General features: G+C 69.8%; 15 protein-coding genes. 10 read left to right on the top strand and 5 right to left on the bottom strand.

What is annotated here, in order from left to right:
- Positions 1 to 38 precede the first annotated feature (38 nt).
- Positions 39 to 938: an alpha/beta fold hydrolase gene (locus ACIQTT_RS02800; RefSeq protein ID WP_402785693.1), complete on the top strand. Its 900-nt coding sequence runs from the start codon at positions 39 to 41 to the stop codon at positions 936 to 938.
- On the opposite strand, the gene ACIQTT_RS02795 is transcribed toward ACIQTT_RS02800, so the two are convergent.
- A complete protein-coding gene (locus ACIQTT_RS02795; RefSeq protein ID WP_247622526.1) occupies positions 898 to 1383 on the bottom strand; it encodes an Lrp/AsnC family transcriptional regulator in 486 nt (161 codons plus the stop codon). The genes ACIQTT_RS02800 and ACIQTT_RS02795 overlap by 41 nt on opposite strands.
- 170 nt (positions 1384 to 1553) lie before the next feature.
- Between ACIQTT_RS02795 and pdhA the strand changes: the two genes are divergently transcribed.
- Genes pdhA through ACIQTT_RS02780 form a run of 3 tightly spaced genes read left to right on the top strand, consistent with a single transcriptional unit; the run spans position 1554 to position 5028 of the window.
- Complete coding sequence (pdhA, locus tag ACIQTT_RS02790) at positions 1554 to 2672, top strand: pyruvate dehydrogenase (acetyl-transferring) E1 component subunit alpha (RefSeq protein ID WP_402785689.1); 1119 nt, start codon at positions 1554 to 1556, stop codon at positions 2670 to 2672.
- The gene (locus tag ACIQTT_RS02785) at positions 2669 to 3676 is read left to right on the top strand and encodes an alpha-ketoacid dehydrogenase subunit beta (protein ID WP_402785686.1); all 1008 of its coding nucleotides are present in this window, start codon (positions 2669 to 2671) and stop codon (positions 3674 to 3676) included. Before pdhA ends, ACIQTT_RS02785 begins: the two co-directional genes overlap by 4 nt.
- Complete coding sequence (locus ACIQTT_RS02780; RefSeq protein WP_402785683.1) at positions 3673 to 5028, top strand: dihydrolipoamide acetyltransferase family protein; 1356 nt, start codon at positions 3673 to 3675, stop codon at positions 5026 to 5028. The genes ACIQTT_RS02785 and ACIQTT_RS02780 overlap by 4 nt, the downstream gene beginning before the upstream one ends.
- Here the strand turns inward: ACIQTT_RS02780 and ACIQTT_RS02775 are convergent.
- Positions 5025 to 5612 carry a TetR/AcrR family transcriptional regulator gene (locus ACIQTT_RS02775; RefSeq protein WP_402785680.1) on the bottom strand — a complete coding sequence of 196 codons (588 nt, stop codon included), beginning with the start codon at positions 5610 to 5612 and terminating at the stop codon, positions 5025 to 5027. The genes ACIQTT_RS02780 and ACIQTT_RS02775 overlap by 4 nt on opposite strands.
- A 111-nt stretch (positions 5613 to 5723) precedes the next feature.
- Between ACIQTT_RS02775 and ACIQTT_RS02770 the strand changes: the two genes are divergently transcribed.
- The 5 genes from ACIQTT_RS02770 to ACIQTT_RS02750 are packed head-to-tail and all read left to right on the top strand — an operon-like array spanning position 5724 to position 11651.
- Positions 5724 to 7277, top strand: coding sequence for a carboxyl transferase domain-containing protein (locus tag ACIQTT_RS02770; protein WP_402785677.1), 1554 nt, complete (start codon positions 5724 to 5726; stop codon positions 7275 to 7277).
- Positions 7278 to 7282: 5 nt separating this feature from the next.
- Positions 7283 to 9217, top strand: coding sequence for an acetyl/propionyl/methylcrotonyl-CoA carboxylase subunit alpha (locus tag ACIQTT_RS02765; RefSeq protein ID WP_402785674.1), 1935 nt, complete (start codon positions 7283 to 7285; stop codon positions 9215 to 9217).
- Entirely contained in the window at positions 9205 to 10353 is a 1149-nt protein-coding gene (locus tag ACIQTT_RS02760) for an acyl-CoA dehydrogenase family protein (RefSeq protein WP_402785671.1), read from the top strand. The genes ACIQTT_RS02765 and ACIQTT_RS02760 overlap by 13 nt, the downstream gene beginning before the upstream one ends.
- A 9-nt stretch (positions 10354 to 10362) precedes the next feature.
- Entirely contained in the window at positions 10363 to 10848 is a 486-nt protein-coding gene (locus tag ACIQTT_RS02755; RefSeq protein ID WP_402785669.1) for a MaoC family dehydratase, read from the top strand.
- Positions 10845 to 11651: an HpcH/HpaI aldolase/citrate lyase family protein gene (locus tag ACIQTT_RS02750; protein ID WP_402785666.1), complete on the top strand. Its 807-nt coding sequence runs from the start codon at positions 10845 to 10847 to the stop codon at positions 11649 to 11651. Before ACIQTT_RS02755 ends, ACIQTT_RS02750 begins: the two co-directional genes overlap by 4 nt.
- Positions 11652 to 11676: 25 nt before the next feature.
- Here ACIQTT_RS02750 and ACIQTT_RS02745 read toward each other — a convergent pair whose 3' ends face one another.
- Both ACIQTT_RS02745 and ACIQTT_RS02740 read right to left on the bottom strand, forming a co-directional pair.
- Positions 11677 to 12264 carry a histidine phosphatase family protein gene (locus tag ACIQTT_RS02745; protein ID WP_402785663.1) on the bottom strand — a complete coding sequence of 196 codons (588 nt, stop codon included), beginning with the start codon at positions 12262 to 12264 and terminating at the stop codon, positions 11677 to 11679.
- Positions 12261 to 13100 carry a Sir2 family NAD-dependent protein deacetylase gene (locus ACIQTT_RS02740; protein WP_402785660.1) on the bottom strand — a complete coding sequence of 280 codons (840 nt, stop codon included), beginning with the start codon at positions 13098 to 13100 and terminating at the stop codon, positions 12261 to 12263. The genes ACIQTT_RS02745 and ACIQTT_RS02740 overlap by 4 nt, the downstream gene beginning before the upstream one ends.
- A gap of 83 nt (positions 13101 to 13183) precedes the next feature.
- Here ACIQTT_RS02740 and ACIQTT_RS02735 point away from each other — a divergent pair, with 83 nt between their 5' ends.
- Positions 13184 to 13993 (top strand): TrmH family RNA methyltransferase, encoded by an 810-nt coding sequence (locus ACIQTT_RS02735; RefSeq protein WP_402785657.1) that lies wholly within the window; start codon positions 13184 to 13186, stop codon positions 13991 to 13993.
- Between the two features lie 34 nt (positions 13994 to 14027).
- Here the strand turns inward: ACIQTT_RS02735 and ACIQTT_RS02730 are convergent, their stop codons facing one another.
- The gene (locus tag ACIQTT_RS02730; RefSeq protein WP_402785654.1) at positions 14028 to 14855 is read right to left on the bottom strand and encodes an SGNH/GDSL hydrolase family protein; all 828 of its coding nucleotides are present in this window, start codon (positions 14853 to 14855) and stop codon (positions 14028 to 14030) included.
- Positions 14856 to 14975 lie beyond the last annotated feature (120 nt).

Below are 14975 nucleotides of genomic sequence, written 5' to 3'. Positions count from 1 at the left end.
TTCGGAGGGAGGCGCTCGGGAATCCGTAGACTCGTGACATGACCGTGCCCTCTCCGTACGCCGACCGACTGGCTCGACTCCCCGTCGAGCGACGGGAGGCAGAGGTGCGCGGCGCCACGACGGCGTACTGGGTGTACGGGCCCGAGGACGCCGAGACCACGATCGTCGCGGTGCACGGGTTCCGCGGCGAGCATCACGGACTGGAACCCGTTCTCGCCTTTCTCCCCGAGGCACGCGTGATCGCTCCCGACCTTCCCGGCTTCGGCGAGACGGCGCCGCTTCCCGGACGCACCCACGACCTCGACGAGTACGCAGCGTGGCTCGGCGATTTCGTCGCCGAGGTCGCCCCCGGCGCTGTCATCCTCGGTCACTCCTTCGGGTCGATCGTCGCGTCCGCTGCCGTCGCGCGCGGGCTCGCGACGCCCCGCCTGATCCTCATCAATCCCATCGGTGCTCCGGCGCTCGAAGGGCCCAAGGGCGTGATGACCCGCCTCGCCGTGCTGTACTACGCCCTGGGCGCGCGTCTGCCCGAGCGACTCGGAACCGCGCTTCTGCGCAACCGCCTCATCGTGCGGGTGATGAGCATCACGATGGCCAAGACGACCGATCCTTCTCTGCGCCGGTTCATCCACGATCAGCACGACACGTACTTCTCGCGCTTCTCGGACCGCGACGTGCTGCGCGACGCCTTCGTCGCGAGCGTCTCGCACGACGTGCGCGGGTTCGCCCCCGACATCGACGTTCCGACGCTGCTTGTCGCGGCGCAGCGCGACGACATCACACCGATCGAGGCCGAGCGCACGCTCGCGACCCTCTTCGCCGATGCATCGCTCGTCGAGATCGCCGAGGTCGGTCACCTGATCCACTACGAGACGCCGGCCGAGGCCGCCGGTGCGATCAGACGCTTCCTCCGGATTCCCGTCGCGCGAGGCCGATGAGCCCGGCGACCCGGAACGGGATGACCTCGCCCATCGCGAGAGACGTCTCGGTGCGCTCCACACCCTCGATCGATAGGATCCGTGCGTCGGTGTCGAAGAGGTGACGCGCGTCACGGCACGCGACCCGCGCGAGCAGGTCGATCGAGCCGCTGAGCCCGTGCGCCTGCACGACCTCCGGGATGCGGGCGAGCTCGTTGATGATGCGCGGGAGCTCGGTCTGCCGCACCCCGATGCTGACGAACGCCTGCAGTGGGAAACCCAGCACGTCGGGGGAGAAGGCGCGCTCGTAGGAGAGGAAGATCCCGGTCTGCTCGAGCCGGGTCATGCGCGCTTGGATGGTGTTGCGCGACAGCCGCAGAGTCTCGGCCAGCGCGACGATCGTGACGCGCGGGTCGTCGGCGAGAGCGGCGAGGATCTCGAGATCGGTACGGTCCAGTCCAGGCATAGTGCCAAACGATAGCAGGGTCGATTGCCCGGATGTTTGGCAACATGCTCAAGCGCCTCTCGAATGCTTGAGCGACGTGTTCAGCGGACGTACGCTCGGGGCATGCCGGCATCGCCGCCGGCTCCAGCGCGAGAGCCTCACGAGGGCTGCTGAGAACGAGGAGGACGATGATGTCACCGCAGATCACTCCCATCGCCGACACCGAGCAGGATCTGGAGCTCACCGAGCGCCTCCTCGCTCCGGATGGCACCCGTGTGCGGCATCCGCAACTCGACCCCTTCGTCGCCGACGTCGACCACGAGACGCTGCGCGGGCTGCTGCGCGACATGGTGGTGCTGCGGCGTATCGATGCCGAGGGCGTCGCGCTTCAGCGGCAGGGACAGCTCGGCCTCTGGGCGCCGTGCCAGGGGCAGGAGGCGACTCAGATCGGAACCGCTCGCGCGCTGGAGGATCGCGACTTCGTCTTCCCGAGCTATCGCGAGACCGGCGTCATCTACGCGCGGGGTGCTCAGCCCGGCGACTACGTGCGCATGTGGCGCGGCGAAGAGGGATCGGCGTACGACCCGGCCGCGCTGAGGGTCGCGCCTCTCCAGATCATCATCGGCGCCCAGACGCTGCACGCCGTCGGCTACGCGCTCGGCATCCGGCACGACCGCGCCGACGAGGTCGCGGTGACCTACTTCGGCGACGGTGCGACCAGCCAGGGCGATGTGAACGAGGCGATGATCTTCGCGGCGTCGTACCGCGCCCCCGTGGTCTTCGTCTGCCAGAACAACCACTGGGCGATCTCCGAGCCGGTGGCGGTGCAGTCGCAGTACCCGATCGCGGGTCGCGCCCCGGGCTTCGGCATCCCGAGTATGCGGGTCGATGGCAACGACGTCCTCGCCTGCCTCGCCGCCATGCGGTGGGCGCTCGATCACGCACGCTCGGGCAAGGGTCCCGCCTACATCGAGGCGGTCACCTACCGGATGGGACCCCACACGACCGCCGACGACCCCACGCGCTATCGGCCGGAAGGCGAGCTCGAGGCCTGGCGCCGCCGCGACCCGATCAGCCGTCTCGAAGCCCATCTGCGTGCCGCGGGCGAGCTCCCGGATGAGTACGTCGCGCAGACGCAGGAGACCGCGGACGCGGTGGCGAAGGAGATGCGGGCGCAGTGCCTCGGAATGGTGACCCGTCCACCGCTCGCGGTCTTCGACGGTGTCTACGCCGAACCGCACACCGGTCTCGACCGCCAACGCGCGGAGTACGCGGATTATCTCGCGGGCTTCGAGGAGGCGACGTCATGACGGAAATGACTCTGGGTAAGGCCCTCGGCGCGGGATTGCGGAGGGCCATGCGCGATGACGACCGGGTAGTGCTCCTCGGCGAGGACATCGGCAAGCTCGGTGGCGTCTTCCGGATCACCGACGGTCTCCTCGACGAGTTCGGCGCCGGTCGCGTGATCGACACGCCGCTGGCGGAATCCGGCATCGTCGGCACGGCGGTCGGACTCGCCTTCCGCGGCTACCGCCCGGTGGTCGAGATCCAGTTCGACGGATTCGTGTACCCGGCTTTCGACCAGATCGTGGCGCAGGTCGCCAAGCTGCACTTTCGCACGCAGGGGCGGGTGAAAATGCCGATCACGATCCGCATCCCGTGGGCCGGGGGCATCGGCGCCGCCGAGCACCATTCGGAATCGCCCGAGGCGTACTTCGTCCATACCGCGGGGCTGCGCGTCGTGGCCGTCTCGAACCCCGAGGACGCCTATCGCAGCCTGCGACAGGCGATCGCCTCCGACGATCCGGTGATCTTCTTCGAACCGAAGCGCCTCTACCATCACAGGGGCGAGGTCGACCTGGATGCGCCACTCGCGGATGCCGTCCCGATGGGGCTCGCCCAGGTGGTCCGCACGGGGGTGGACGTGACCCTCGTCGCCTACGGGGCGATGGTCTCCACGGCGCTCCAGGCCGCGCAGGCCGCGGAAGACGAAGGCGTGTCGATCGAGGTCGTCGATCTGCGCTCCCTCTCGCCCGTCGACTACGACACGCTGGCCGCCTCCGTGCGCAAGACGGGTCGCGTCGTCGTCGCGCACGAGGCCTCGCGCGAGGCCGGTGTCGCCGCCGAGGTGATCGCGAGCATCACGGAGTTCTGCTTCGAGTACCTCGAGTCGGCGCCCCTGAGGGTGACGGGGCACGACGTGCCGTACCCGCCGGCGAAGCTCGAGAAGTACCACCTTCCCGATCTCGACCGGCTGCTGGATGCGGTGGATCGCGTGCTCGATCGCGGCGCGCGAACGGGGGTGGACGCATGATCGCCGAGTTCCGACTCCCCGATCTCGGGGAAGGCCTCACCGAGGCCGAGGTCGTGCAGTGGCTGGTCGCCCCCGGGGAGCAGGTGGCGCTCAATCAGACGCTGGCAGAGGTCGAGACGGCGAAGGCGGTCGTCGAGCTCCCCTCGCCCTACGAGGGAACCGTGTCCGAGTTGCACGCCGATGCCGGGGAGACCGTCGCTGTCGGCTCGCCCCTGATCGCCTTCGAGGTCATGGGCGAGGAAGCGGATGCCTCCGCGCCAACGGCCGGAGCGGAGCCGGCTCAGCCCAATCTCGTCGGATACGGGGCGGCTCCGACGACGTCCGGGCGGCCTGCGCGGCGCGCACGGCGCACGGGAACGAGCGCGCCGGTGGTCGATGCGGCCGTGATCGAGGCCGCACCGCACGATGCGTCGCCCTCGGTCATGGCCGAGCTGCCGGTCGTCGAGCGCCCGCGGTCGACCCCACCCGTGCGCGCATATGCGAAGCGCGCGGGCGTGGATCTCGCGCTGGTCGCGGCGGTCGTCGGCGACCGCGTGATCACCCGCGCAGACATCGATTCCTTCGCCTCGACCGGGGCGGATGCCGGAGGTCGGACAGCCGCGGCGCCACGGCGCGAGACCTCTCCCGCGTTCGGCGCATCGGAGGAGGGGGCGCGCGAGGTGCGCATCCCGATCCGGGGCGTGCGCAAGCACACGGCGGCCGCGATGGTCGAGAGCGCCTTCACCGCGCCGCACGTCACGGTCTTCCACACGGTCGACGTCACGGCCACGGTCGAACTGCTCGACTCGCTCCGCGCCGATCGTGTCTGGAGCGAGCACCGCATCGGCCAGCTCGCGGTCGTCGCCAAGGCCGTGTGTCTGGCGCTCGGTCGAACGCCGGGATTGAACGCGCACTGGGACCAGGCGGCCGGGGAGATCGTCCAGTACCGCTACGTGGACCTCGGTATCGCTGCGGCGACGGACCGCGGACTCATCGTGCCGAACATCCGGGATGCCGAGGGTCTCGGCCTCGGCGGCATGTCGGATGCGATCCGCGATCTCGCGGCCACGGCTCGCGCGGGGAAGACCACACCGGCGGAACTCCAGGGCGGCACGTTCTCGATCTCGAACATCGGGGTCTTCGGCATCGATGCCGGCACGCCGATCCTGCCGCCGGGGCAGTCGGGAATCCTCGCGGTGGGTGCGATCCGACGCCAGCCCTGGGAGCACCGCGGCGAGATCGCGCTGCGCGACATGATGACGCTGAGCCTCTCGTTCGACCACCGTCTGGTGGACGGGGCCGAGGGTGCGCGATTCCTGCGCGATGTCGCCGACGTGCTGCAGGAGCCGGGTCGGGCGATGCTCTTCGGTTAGCTGCGCAGCGCCGCGGAAGCCATGCGCGCCAGCACGTCGCCGGTGGCCGCGTGGCGGCGCGCCGCAGCACGGGTGCTGTGCGGCGTGGAGTTGATGAGGCCGAAACAGGCCTGCACGCGCAGGCGCAGCTCGTCGCGGTCGGCGGTAAGCAGGGGGGCGAGCGTGTCGATCCACAGTTCGATGTAGTCGCGCTGCACGTGCCGGACATCGGCGCGGTCGTCGTCGGCCAGGTGCACGACATCCCGATCCTGCACCTGGATCACCGCGGCGTTCCGCAGAGCGAAGTCGACGTGGAAGCGGATCAGCGCCTCCATCCTCTCCTCGGCGTCCGCGTCGGCGGTCGCCACCCGTGTGCCACCCGTCAGGAGATCGTGGCTGACCTTCACGAGCACGGAACCGAGCAGCGCCTGCTTTCCCGCGAAATGACGGTAGACGGCGGGGCCGGAGACGCCCACGGCGGCCCCGATGTCCTCGAGGCTGACGCCGTTGTACCCGCGGGCGGCGAAGAGCAGCGCGGCTTCGTGGCGGATCGCGTCCGAGCGCTCCGCCTTGGCGCGATCTCGAGCGGTGACGGGGGTTGTCATCTCAGTTAATCCTCGCTAACCTGAATCATCGGGTTAGTGAACACTAACCGAAGGTTCGTGTGCAGCGCCAGCACCGTGGCTGCGCAGAGGCGTGTCGAGGAGGACACCGCGATGCCCGTGACCCAGGAGGCACTCGCCGAGCGGCTGCGCGAGCGACTCGCCGCCGCTGCGCTCGGTGGTCCCGAGACCTCACGTCAGCGCCACGTCGCCCGAGGGAAGCTGCTGCCGCGCGAGCGCGTCGACCGACTTCTCGACGAGGGGAGTCCCTTCCTCGAGGTGGCACCGCTCGCGGCAGACGGGCTCTACGGTGGCGAAGCCCCGGGCGCCGGAGTGATCGCCGGGATCGGACTGGTGCACGGCCGACACGTGATGGTCGTCTGCAACGACGCTACCGTCAAAGGCGGCACGTACCTCCCGATGACGGTCAAGAAGCATCTGCGTGCGCAGGAGATCGCCCGCGAGAACCGTCTGCCCTGTCTCTACCTGGTGGATTCGGGCGGCGCATTCCTGCCCAAGCAGGACGAGGTCTTCCCCGACCGCGATCACTTCGGACGGATCTTCTTCCACCAGGCGCGGATGTCGGCCGAGGGCATCCCGCAGCTCGCTGCCGTGCTCGGATCGTGCACCGCGGGTGGCGCCTACGTTCCGGCGATGAGCGACGAGACGGTGATCGTGCGCGGACAGGGCACGATCTTCCTCGGCGGTCCGCCCCTGGTGAAGGCCGCGATCGGCGAAGTCGTCACGGCGGAGGAGCTCGGCGGGGGAGAGATGCATGCACGCCGCAGCGGCGTCGTCGATCACCTCGCCGAGGACGACGAGCATGCCCTCGAGATCCTCCGGGACATCGTGCGCACGCTCCAGACACCGCGTGAGCCGGCCTGGGAGGTCCTCCCGACGCGCGAACCCGACGAAACGGGCTCGCTGTACGACGTGGTGCCCGTCGACGTCAACGCCGCCTACGACGTGCACGCGGTGATCGATCGCCTGGCCGACGGCGGCAGCGTCCGCGAGTTCAAATCCGAGTACGGCATCACGCTGGTGACCGCCTTCGCCCGGATTCACGGGCACCCCGTGGGCATCGTCGCGAACAACGGCGTGCTCTTCAGCGAGTCCGCGCTCAAGGGAGCGCACTTCATCGAGCTGTGCGACCAGCGCGGCATCCCGCTCCTCTTCCTGCAGAACATCACCGGGTTCATGGTCGGCTCCGACGCCGAAGCCGGCGGGATCGCGAAGGACGGCGCGAAGATGGTCACCGCCGTCGCGAGCTGCCGGGTGCCGAAACTGACGGTGATCATCGGCGGCTCCTTCGGGGCGGGCAACTACTCGATGTGCGGTCGCGCGTACTCGCCGCGCTTCCTGTGGACCTGGCCGGCGAGCCGGATCTCGGTGATGGGCGGCAACCAGGCGGCATCCGTTCTGGCGACCGTCAAGGAGGATCAGCTCACCGGCCGAGGGGAGTCCTGGACACTGGAGGAGCGCGCCTCCTTCGAAGAACCGATCCGTGCCCAGTACGAGGAGCAGGGAGAGCCGTACTACGCGACCGCCCGCCTCTGGGACGACGGGATCATCGACCCGCAGCAGACGCGGCAGGTGCTCGGGCTCGCGCTCGACGTCGTGTCACGCGCGCCGCTGCCCGAACCGCGCTTCGGCGTCTTCCGGATGTGAACGGGATGAGCGAGCACCTCTTCGACACGGTCCTCGTCGCGAACCGCGGCGAGATCGCACGGCGCGTGATCCGCACCCTCGCCGCGCTCGACATCCGCAGCGTCGCGGTCCACAGCGACGCTGACGCGGATGCCCCCCATGTGCACGAGGCGGACGTGGCGGTGCGGATCGGCCCCGCCCCGGCGAGCGCGTCGTACCTCGACATCGACGCGATCATCGCGGCGGCCCTCGGCACGGGGGCACAGGCGATCCACCCCGGCTACGGGTTCCTCTCCGAGAGCGTGAGCCTCGCCGAAGCCTGCCGCGCGAACGGCATCGTCTTCATCGGCCCCGGCATCGAGGCGCTGCAGATCATGGGTGACAAGGCGCGCGCCCGCGAGCATGTGGTGCGTCACGGCGTGCCCGTGGTCCCGGGCTTCGACGCCGCGGGGCTCGATGACGAGCGGATCGCGCACGAGGCGGATGCCGTCGGTTATCCGCTGCTCGTGAAGCCGAGTTCCGGCGGCGGCGGTAAGGGGATGGAGGTCGTTGCGGCGGCATCCGATCTGTCCGGTGCGCTGGCGTCGGCACGCCGCGTCGCGGCAGCGGCCTTCGGCGACGATTCCCTGGTTCTCGAACGCCTGCTCCGGCGCCCCCGCCACATCGAGGTGCAGGTGTTCGGTGACGTCCACGGCACGGTCATCGCCCTCGGCGAGCGCGAGTGCACGCTCCAGCGGCGGCACCAGAAGGTCTTCGAGGAGGCACCGTCCGTCGGCATCTCCGCCGCCACCCGGGAGGACCTCTTCCGGGCGGCGGTGCGCGCTGCCGAGAGCGTGTCGTACATCGGGGCGGGCACGGTCGAGTTCCTGATCGACGCCGACGACCCGACAAGGGTGTTCTTCATCGAGATGAACACCCGCCTGCAGGTCGAGCATCCGGTCACCGAGGAGGTGACGGGTATCGATCTCGTCGCTCTGCAGCTCCGGGTCGCGGCAGGTCTCTCCCTCGATGTCGCGCCCATCGTGCACGGGCATGCGGTCGAGGCGCGCGTCTACGCCGAGGCACCCGAGCGGGGTTTCGTGCCCTCGACGGGGACCATCCTGCTCTTCACGCCCCCGCCCGGTGTGCGCGTCGACTCCGCCGTCGAGACCGGATCCGCGGTGACCGGTTTCTACGACCCGATGATCGCCAAGATCATCGCCGTCGCAGATGATCGCGAGACCGCGCTCCAGCGTCTCGACACCGCTCTCTCCCGCACCGTCGTGCTGGGTGTCGAGACGAACATCGCGTTCCTGCGCACCCTCTGCCGGGACGAGCGCGTGCGAGCGGGCGACCTCGACACCGGGCTCATCGAGACCCTGCTCCCGATCGCACCGGAGCCGCCGTCACCCGGCATGATCGACGCGGCTTCGCGGGTCGTGCTCTCCGACCGGGCGGATGCCGATGCACTGTCGCCGTGGAACGACGGCTCGGGGTGGCGTCTCGGCGGCGTTCCGTCGGCCACAGCGGCGCGAGTGTTCCTCACCGACGATGACACCGTCGTGGAGGCGTCACCTCTCGACGGCGTGCGGTGCCACGCGGTCGCACGTGCCGATGCGGACGGCGCCCTCTGGGTCGCCGAGGACGGGCGCGGTGTGCGCCTGCGCCCGCTCGACCGTCGCGGGGCGCTCGATCGTCGCCTCGCCGCCCGATCCGACGCGGCATCCGCCACCGAACCGGAAGGGCGTGCGCCGATGCCGGGGAGCGTGGTCGCGGTGCATGTGCAGGACGGCGACCGCGTCAGCGCAGGAGCAGCGCTCGTGTCGATCGAGGCGATGAAGATGGAGCACCCGGTGCTCGCTCCGCACGACGGTGTCGTGCGGGTGCTCGTGGCCGTGGGCGATCAGGTGCGGCGCGGCGAACCCGTCGTGCGCGTGATGACGGATACGACGACGGAGGAGACAGACACATGGACGACCTGAGTCCCGAGGAGCGTGAACTCGCCGGCATGGTGCGCGAGTTCGCCGAGACCGTCGTCGCTCCGCGCTCGTACGAGGCGGACCGCACGCACACCCTGCCGATGGACGTGGTCGCGCAGATGGGAGATCTCGGACTGTTCGGCCTGCCCTTCCCGGAGGAGTACGGCGGACAGGGCGGTGACTATCTCGCGCTGGGCATCGCGATCGAGGCACTCGCCCGGGTCGATCAGTCGATCGCGATCACGCTCGAGGCCGGTGTGAGCCTCGGCGCCATGCCGATCTTCCGCTTCGGCACGGAGACGCAGAAGAACGAGTTGCTCCCCGACCTGCTCGCCGGCCGCGCCCTGGCCGGCTTCGGGCTCACCGAACCGGAGGCGGGGAGCGACGCCGGTGCCACGCGCACGACCGCACGACTCGACGGCGAGGACTGGGTCGTCGACGGCACCAAGCAGTTCATCACGAACTCCGGCACTCCGATCACGCGTTTCGTGACCGTCACGGCGGTGACGGGGAGTGTGGACGGTCGCAAGGAGATCTCGACGATCATCGTGCCGAACGGCACTCCCGGTTTCACGGTCGAAGCGCCGTACGACAAGGTGGGGTGGAACGCCTCCGACACGCATCCGCTCACCCTCGACGGGGTGCGGGTTCCCGCCGCGAACCTGCTCGGTGAGCGGGGAGAGGGCTTCCGCAATTTCCTCAGCATCCTCGACGAGGGGCGCATCGCCATCGCCGCACTCGCCACCGGCGCGGCCGAGGGCTGCCTGGAGGAGGCCGTCGCCTATGCGAAGAGCCGCACGGTCTTCGGAAGCGCGCTGAGCACGCGGCAGAACGCCCAGTTCACGCTGGCACGCATGCGGGTGCGTGTGCACACGGCCCGTCTCGCCTGGCACCATGCGGCACGGTTGCGCGACGAGGGCCGCCCGTTCGCGGAGCAGGCGGCGATCGCGAAGCTCGTCGCGGGCGAGGCGGCGATGGACAACGCCCGTGATGCCACGCAGATCTTCGGCGGCAACGGGTTCATGAATGAGTTCCCCGTGGCGCGCCACTATCGCGACTCGAAGATCCTCGAGATCGGCGAGGGAACCACCGAGGTGCAGCTGCTCGTGATCGCGCGGGGCCTCGGACTCGCCGGGTAGCGTGGGGGCATGAGCGCGCAGGAGATCGTCCAGAGGGGCCTCTACTTCGAGGAGTTCGAACTCGAGACCCGCTATCTGCACCGCCCGGGTCGCACGGCCACCGAGGCCGACAACGTGCTGTTCACGACCCTCACGATGAACACGCAGGCCCTGCATCTCGATGCGGCGTTCGCCGATGCCCAGGAGCCCTTCCACGCTCGCCTCATGAACTCGATGTGGACGCTGTCGACGATGGTCGGGGCATCCGTGGCCCAGCTGACGCAGGGCACGCTCGTCGCACAGCTCGGACTCGGCGACATCCGCTTCCCGCATCCGCTCTTCGCCGGCGACACGCTGTACACCGAGAGCGTCGTGACCGGGATGCGACCGTCGTCGTCTCGCCCGACGCAGGGGATCGTGGAGATCGCGCATACCGGACGCAACCAGGACGGCACGATCGTCGCGACCGCCACCCGCTCGGTGCTCGTGCACCGCCGTCCCGAGGAGACCTCATGACCTTCGACCTGGGCCCCGCACTCCTGTTCTGCCCGGCGGACCGTCCGGAGAGATTCGCGAAAGCGGCGGAACGAGCGGATGCCGTCATCCTCGATCTCGAAGACGCCGTGCTTCCCGCGGCGAAGGCATCGGCGCGCGAGAACGTGCGGACGGCCGACCTCGATCCGGCGCGCGTCATCGTGCGCGTCAACGCGCCGAGCACTGCGGAGTTCGCCGCCGATCTGGCCGCCGTGGCGGCCTCGCCGTTCCGAACGATCATGGTCGCCAAGACCGAGGATCCGTCGGCGCTCGACGCCTTCGATGCAGAGTATGCCGTCATCGTGCTGTGCGAGACCGCCCGAGGAGTACAGGCAGCCGAGCGCATCGCGGAGCACGGACGGGTCATCGCCCTCATGTGGGGTGCGGAAGACCTGGTCGCCTCGATCGGTGGCACGTCGAGCCGCCGACCGGACGGCGCGTACCGCGACATCGCCCGGTACGCGCGCACGAGGGTCCTGCTCGCCGCCGCAGCACACGGCAAGGGTGCCATCGATGCCGTGCACGTCGACATCGACGACGTCGACGGGCTGGAGGAGGAGGCGTCGGATGCCGTCGCTTCCGGCTTTCGCGCGACGGCGTGCATCCACCCCTCGCAGGTGCCGGTCATCCGCGCGGCCTATCGTCCCGATCCGGCGAGCGTCGAGTGGGCGCGCGGAGTGCTCGTGGCGGCCGAGGAGGAGCGGGGGGTCTTCCGATTCGAGGGGCGGATGGTCGACGAACCGGTGCTGCGGCACGCGCGTTCGATCGTCGCGCGGGCGCACTGAGCGGGCATTCGCCCGCCCGCGCCTCTCAGAGCAGCACGGTCTCCTCGAGCAGGCGCAGCGAACCGGGGGACGCCTCGAACCGCGTCACGGAACCGTTGCGGATGATGTCGCCGACGCGGGGGAGCGTGCCTCCCGACACGTGGTCGATCAGCGAGCGGATCACTCCGCCGTGGGCGACGACGATGACGGATTCGGCGAGAGGAGCCGAACGGCGACGCGCATCGAGGGCGATCCGATCGAGCGCCCTGAGTGCTCGGTCAGCCACGCCCTCGAGCGTCTCGGCACCGGGGACCTCGGCGAGCCAGTCCCCATAGGTCTCGAGGTAGTCGGCGACGAGCATGCCCTCTCCCTCGCCGAACTCCCGCTCCCGCAGATCGGCGTCGAGCGTGGGGGCGGCGAGCCCGAGCTCGCTCGCGATGATCTCGGCGGTCTCGCGCGCCCGCACCAGTGGGCTCGCGTAGATGGTGTGGTGCACGCCGTCCGCGAGCTGTTCTGCCGCCCATCGGGCATCGGCGCGGCCGGTCTCGTTCAGCGGGATGTCGGTCGATCCCTGGATACGGCGGGCCAGGTTCCAGTCGGTCTGGCCGTGGCGGACGAGGGTGAGCAGAGTCACGAGAGAAGCTCCTGCAGGGCGGGGAGCACGTCGCTGGTGCCGGCGGCGATGGTGACATCGGCCCAGGCATCCGCGCGGGTCGGCTCGCGGTTGACGATGATCAGGGGGATGCTGCGGCGGCGGGCGCGCTCGACGAGCCGGACTCCGGAGTTCACGACGAGTGAGGAGCCGGCGACGATCATCGCCGTGCTCGACCGCAGCAGGGACTCCGCGGCGCGGAAGCGGTCCTGCGGAACGTACTCGCCGAAGAAGACGACGTCGGGCTTGAGCATGCCGTCGCAGACGGTGCAGCGGGGGATCACGAAACCCTCGATGCTCTCGGGCAGCACATCTCCGTCCGGAGCGAGCGGCACGTTCTCCGGCACCGTGATCCAGGGGTTGAGCTCTTCGATCTGCCCGGCGACATCGCGGCGATCGAAGACCTGCCCGCAGTGCAGGCACAGCACGCGGCGCATCGTGCCGTGCACCTCGATCACGTGGGAGCTGCCGGCCCGCAGGTGCAGACCGTCGACGTTCTGCGTGATCACACCGCTGACGACCCCGGAGGATTCCATCTCCGCGAGCGCGCGGTGCCCGGGGTTCGGATCGGCGCGGGCGAACGCGCGCCAGCCGAGATGCCCGCCGACCCAGTAGCGACGGCGTGCTGCCTCGTCGCCGAGGTACGTCTGGATCGTCATCGGGTTGCTCCGCGGCGTCGCGCCCTCGCCGCGATAGGCCGGGATGCCCGAGTCCGTCGAGACGCCCGCCCCGGTGAGGAGCGCGATGTGCCGTCCTCTCAGGAGGTCGGCCGCCTTCTCGATGCGGAGCCGGAGCTCGTCGTCTGCGATCGTGGTCACTGATCCTCCCCGAGCGATTCTACGGGGCCGGTCGGCACCCGGCTTCCTCGGAGGAGGGTCACCGCGTGGGAAGGTGGACGTCTATGGATATCGTGCACATCGACTCGCCGACCGACTCGCGTCTCGACGAGTACCGGTCGCTCACCGACACGGCCCTGCGGAGCATCCGTGAACCGGCCGGCGGACTGTACATCGCAGAGTCGTCGAAGGTGATCGAGCGCGCGATCGGTGCGGGGCATTCGCCCAGGTCGGTGCTCGTGCAGGAGCGGCGGCTCGAGGGCATCCGCACCATCATCGCCGGGTTCGACGTTCCGGTGTACGTGGTACCGGATGACGTCGCCGAGGCGGTCACCGGGTTCGCGGTCCACCGCGGAGCGATCGCATCGATGCACCGCCCGCCCCTGCCGTCCGTCGCGGAGACCCTGGGCGCACGGAAGAACGCCCGATCGCGCATCGCGATCCTCGAGGGGCTCGCCGACCACACGAACATCGGGGCGCTGTTCCGGTCGGCCGCGGCGCTCGGCGTCGACGCGATCCTCATCTCGCCGGACTGCTCGGACCCGCTGTACCGCCGGGCGGTGCGTGTCTCGATGGGCACGGTGTTCCAGGTGCCCTGGACGCGGATCCCGGAGTGGCCCGCGGGCATCCACGAACTGCAGGACGCCGGTTACGTCGTCGCGGGCATGACGCTGGGGGAGGGAGCGATCGCTCTCGACGACCTCGTCGTCGAGGACCACGAGAAGCTCGCCCTGGTGTTCGGCACAGAAGGCCACGGCATCACACCAGCCACCGATGCGATCCTCGACCGCCGGGTGACGATCCCGATGATGGGCGGTGTCGACTCCCTGAACGTGGCTGCCGCGTCGGCGGTCGCTTTCTACGCGACCCGCTAGCCGAGGCCCGAGGCGGCGACGATGCGCACGGGCGTCAGTGGGTGTCGGGGAAGATGATCGGCGACGGTTCGGGACGCTTCGCCGCGATGTGGTCGCCCGAGGACTGGTGCCGCAGGCGGCGCAGCACCCAGGGCACCAGATGCTCGCGCGCCCAGCCGAGGTCTTCGCCCCGGGCCTCGCGCCACGTGCGGATCGGCAGCGGTTCCGGCTGCAGCGACTCGAGATCGTTCGGCACGTTCAGCGCGCGCAGCACCATGCGCGCGACCTCGTGGTGACCGAGGGAGTTGTAGTGCAGGCGGTCGTCGTCGAAGAACCGCATGTCTTGCACGACCTTCAGAGCCCACTGATCGGCCACGATGCAGTCGTGCCGCTCGGCGATCGCGCGGACGTTCTCGTTGTAGATCGCGACCTTGCCCCGGAACGCGCGGAACACGGGCGTGAAAGCGGTGTCGATGCCGGTGAACAGCACGATGGCCGCGCCGGTGGAAGCGAGCCGGGTGACGGCATCCTCCAACTGGGCCGCGATCGCATCGGGGTCGGTGCCGGGCCGGATGACGTCGTTGCCGCCGGCGCAGATCGACACCAGGTCGGGGTGCAGCGCGACGGCCGGCTCGATCTGGTCGTGCACGATCTGGGAGATGAGCTTGCCCCGCACCGCGAGATTCGCGTACGCGAAGTCGTCGACCTGTGCGGCGAGTACCTCGGCGACGCGGTCGGCCCACCCGCGATGGCCGCCGGGGTTCGTGGGATCGGGGTCGCCGATGCCCTCGGTGAACGAATCCCCGATGGCCACGAAACGACGCCACGGGTGCGCCGACTCGTTGGGGACGTAGGGGGTCCGGGTCGAATCCTGGTCTGTCATCCAGCTCTCCTTCGCGAACGCGCGCGGCTCGACGATCACGGCTGCGCAGTGACAGAGCCTACTCCGCCGGGCGCGTCGGGGAGGGGCGCGCGCCGATGTCCGACGGAGCGATTATCGTTG

It is taken from the genome of Microbacterium sp. NPDC090225 (genome assembly GCF_044772365.1).
GTDB lineage: Bacteria > Actinomycetota > Actinomycetes > Actinomycetales > Microbacteriaceae > Microbacterium.
This window is presented reverse-complemented; position numbering and strand designations above follow the sequence as displayed.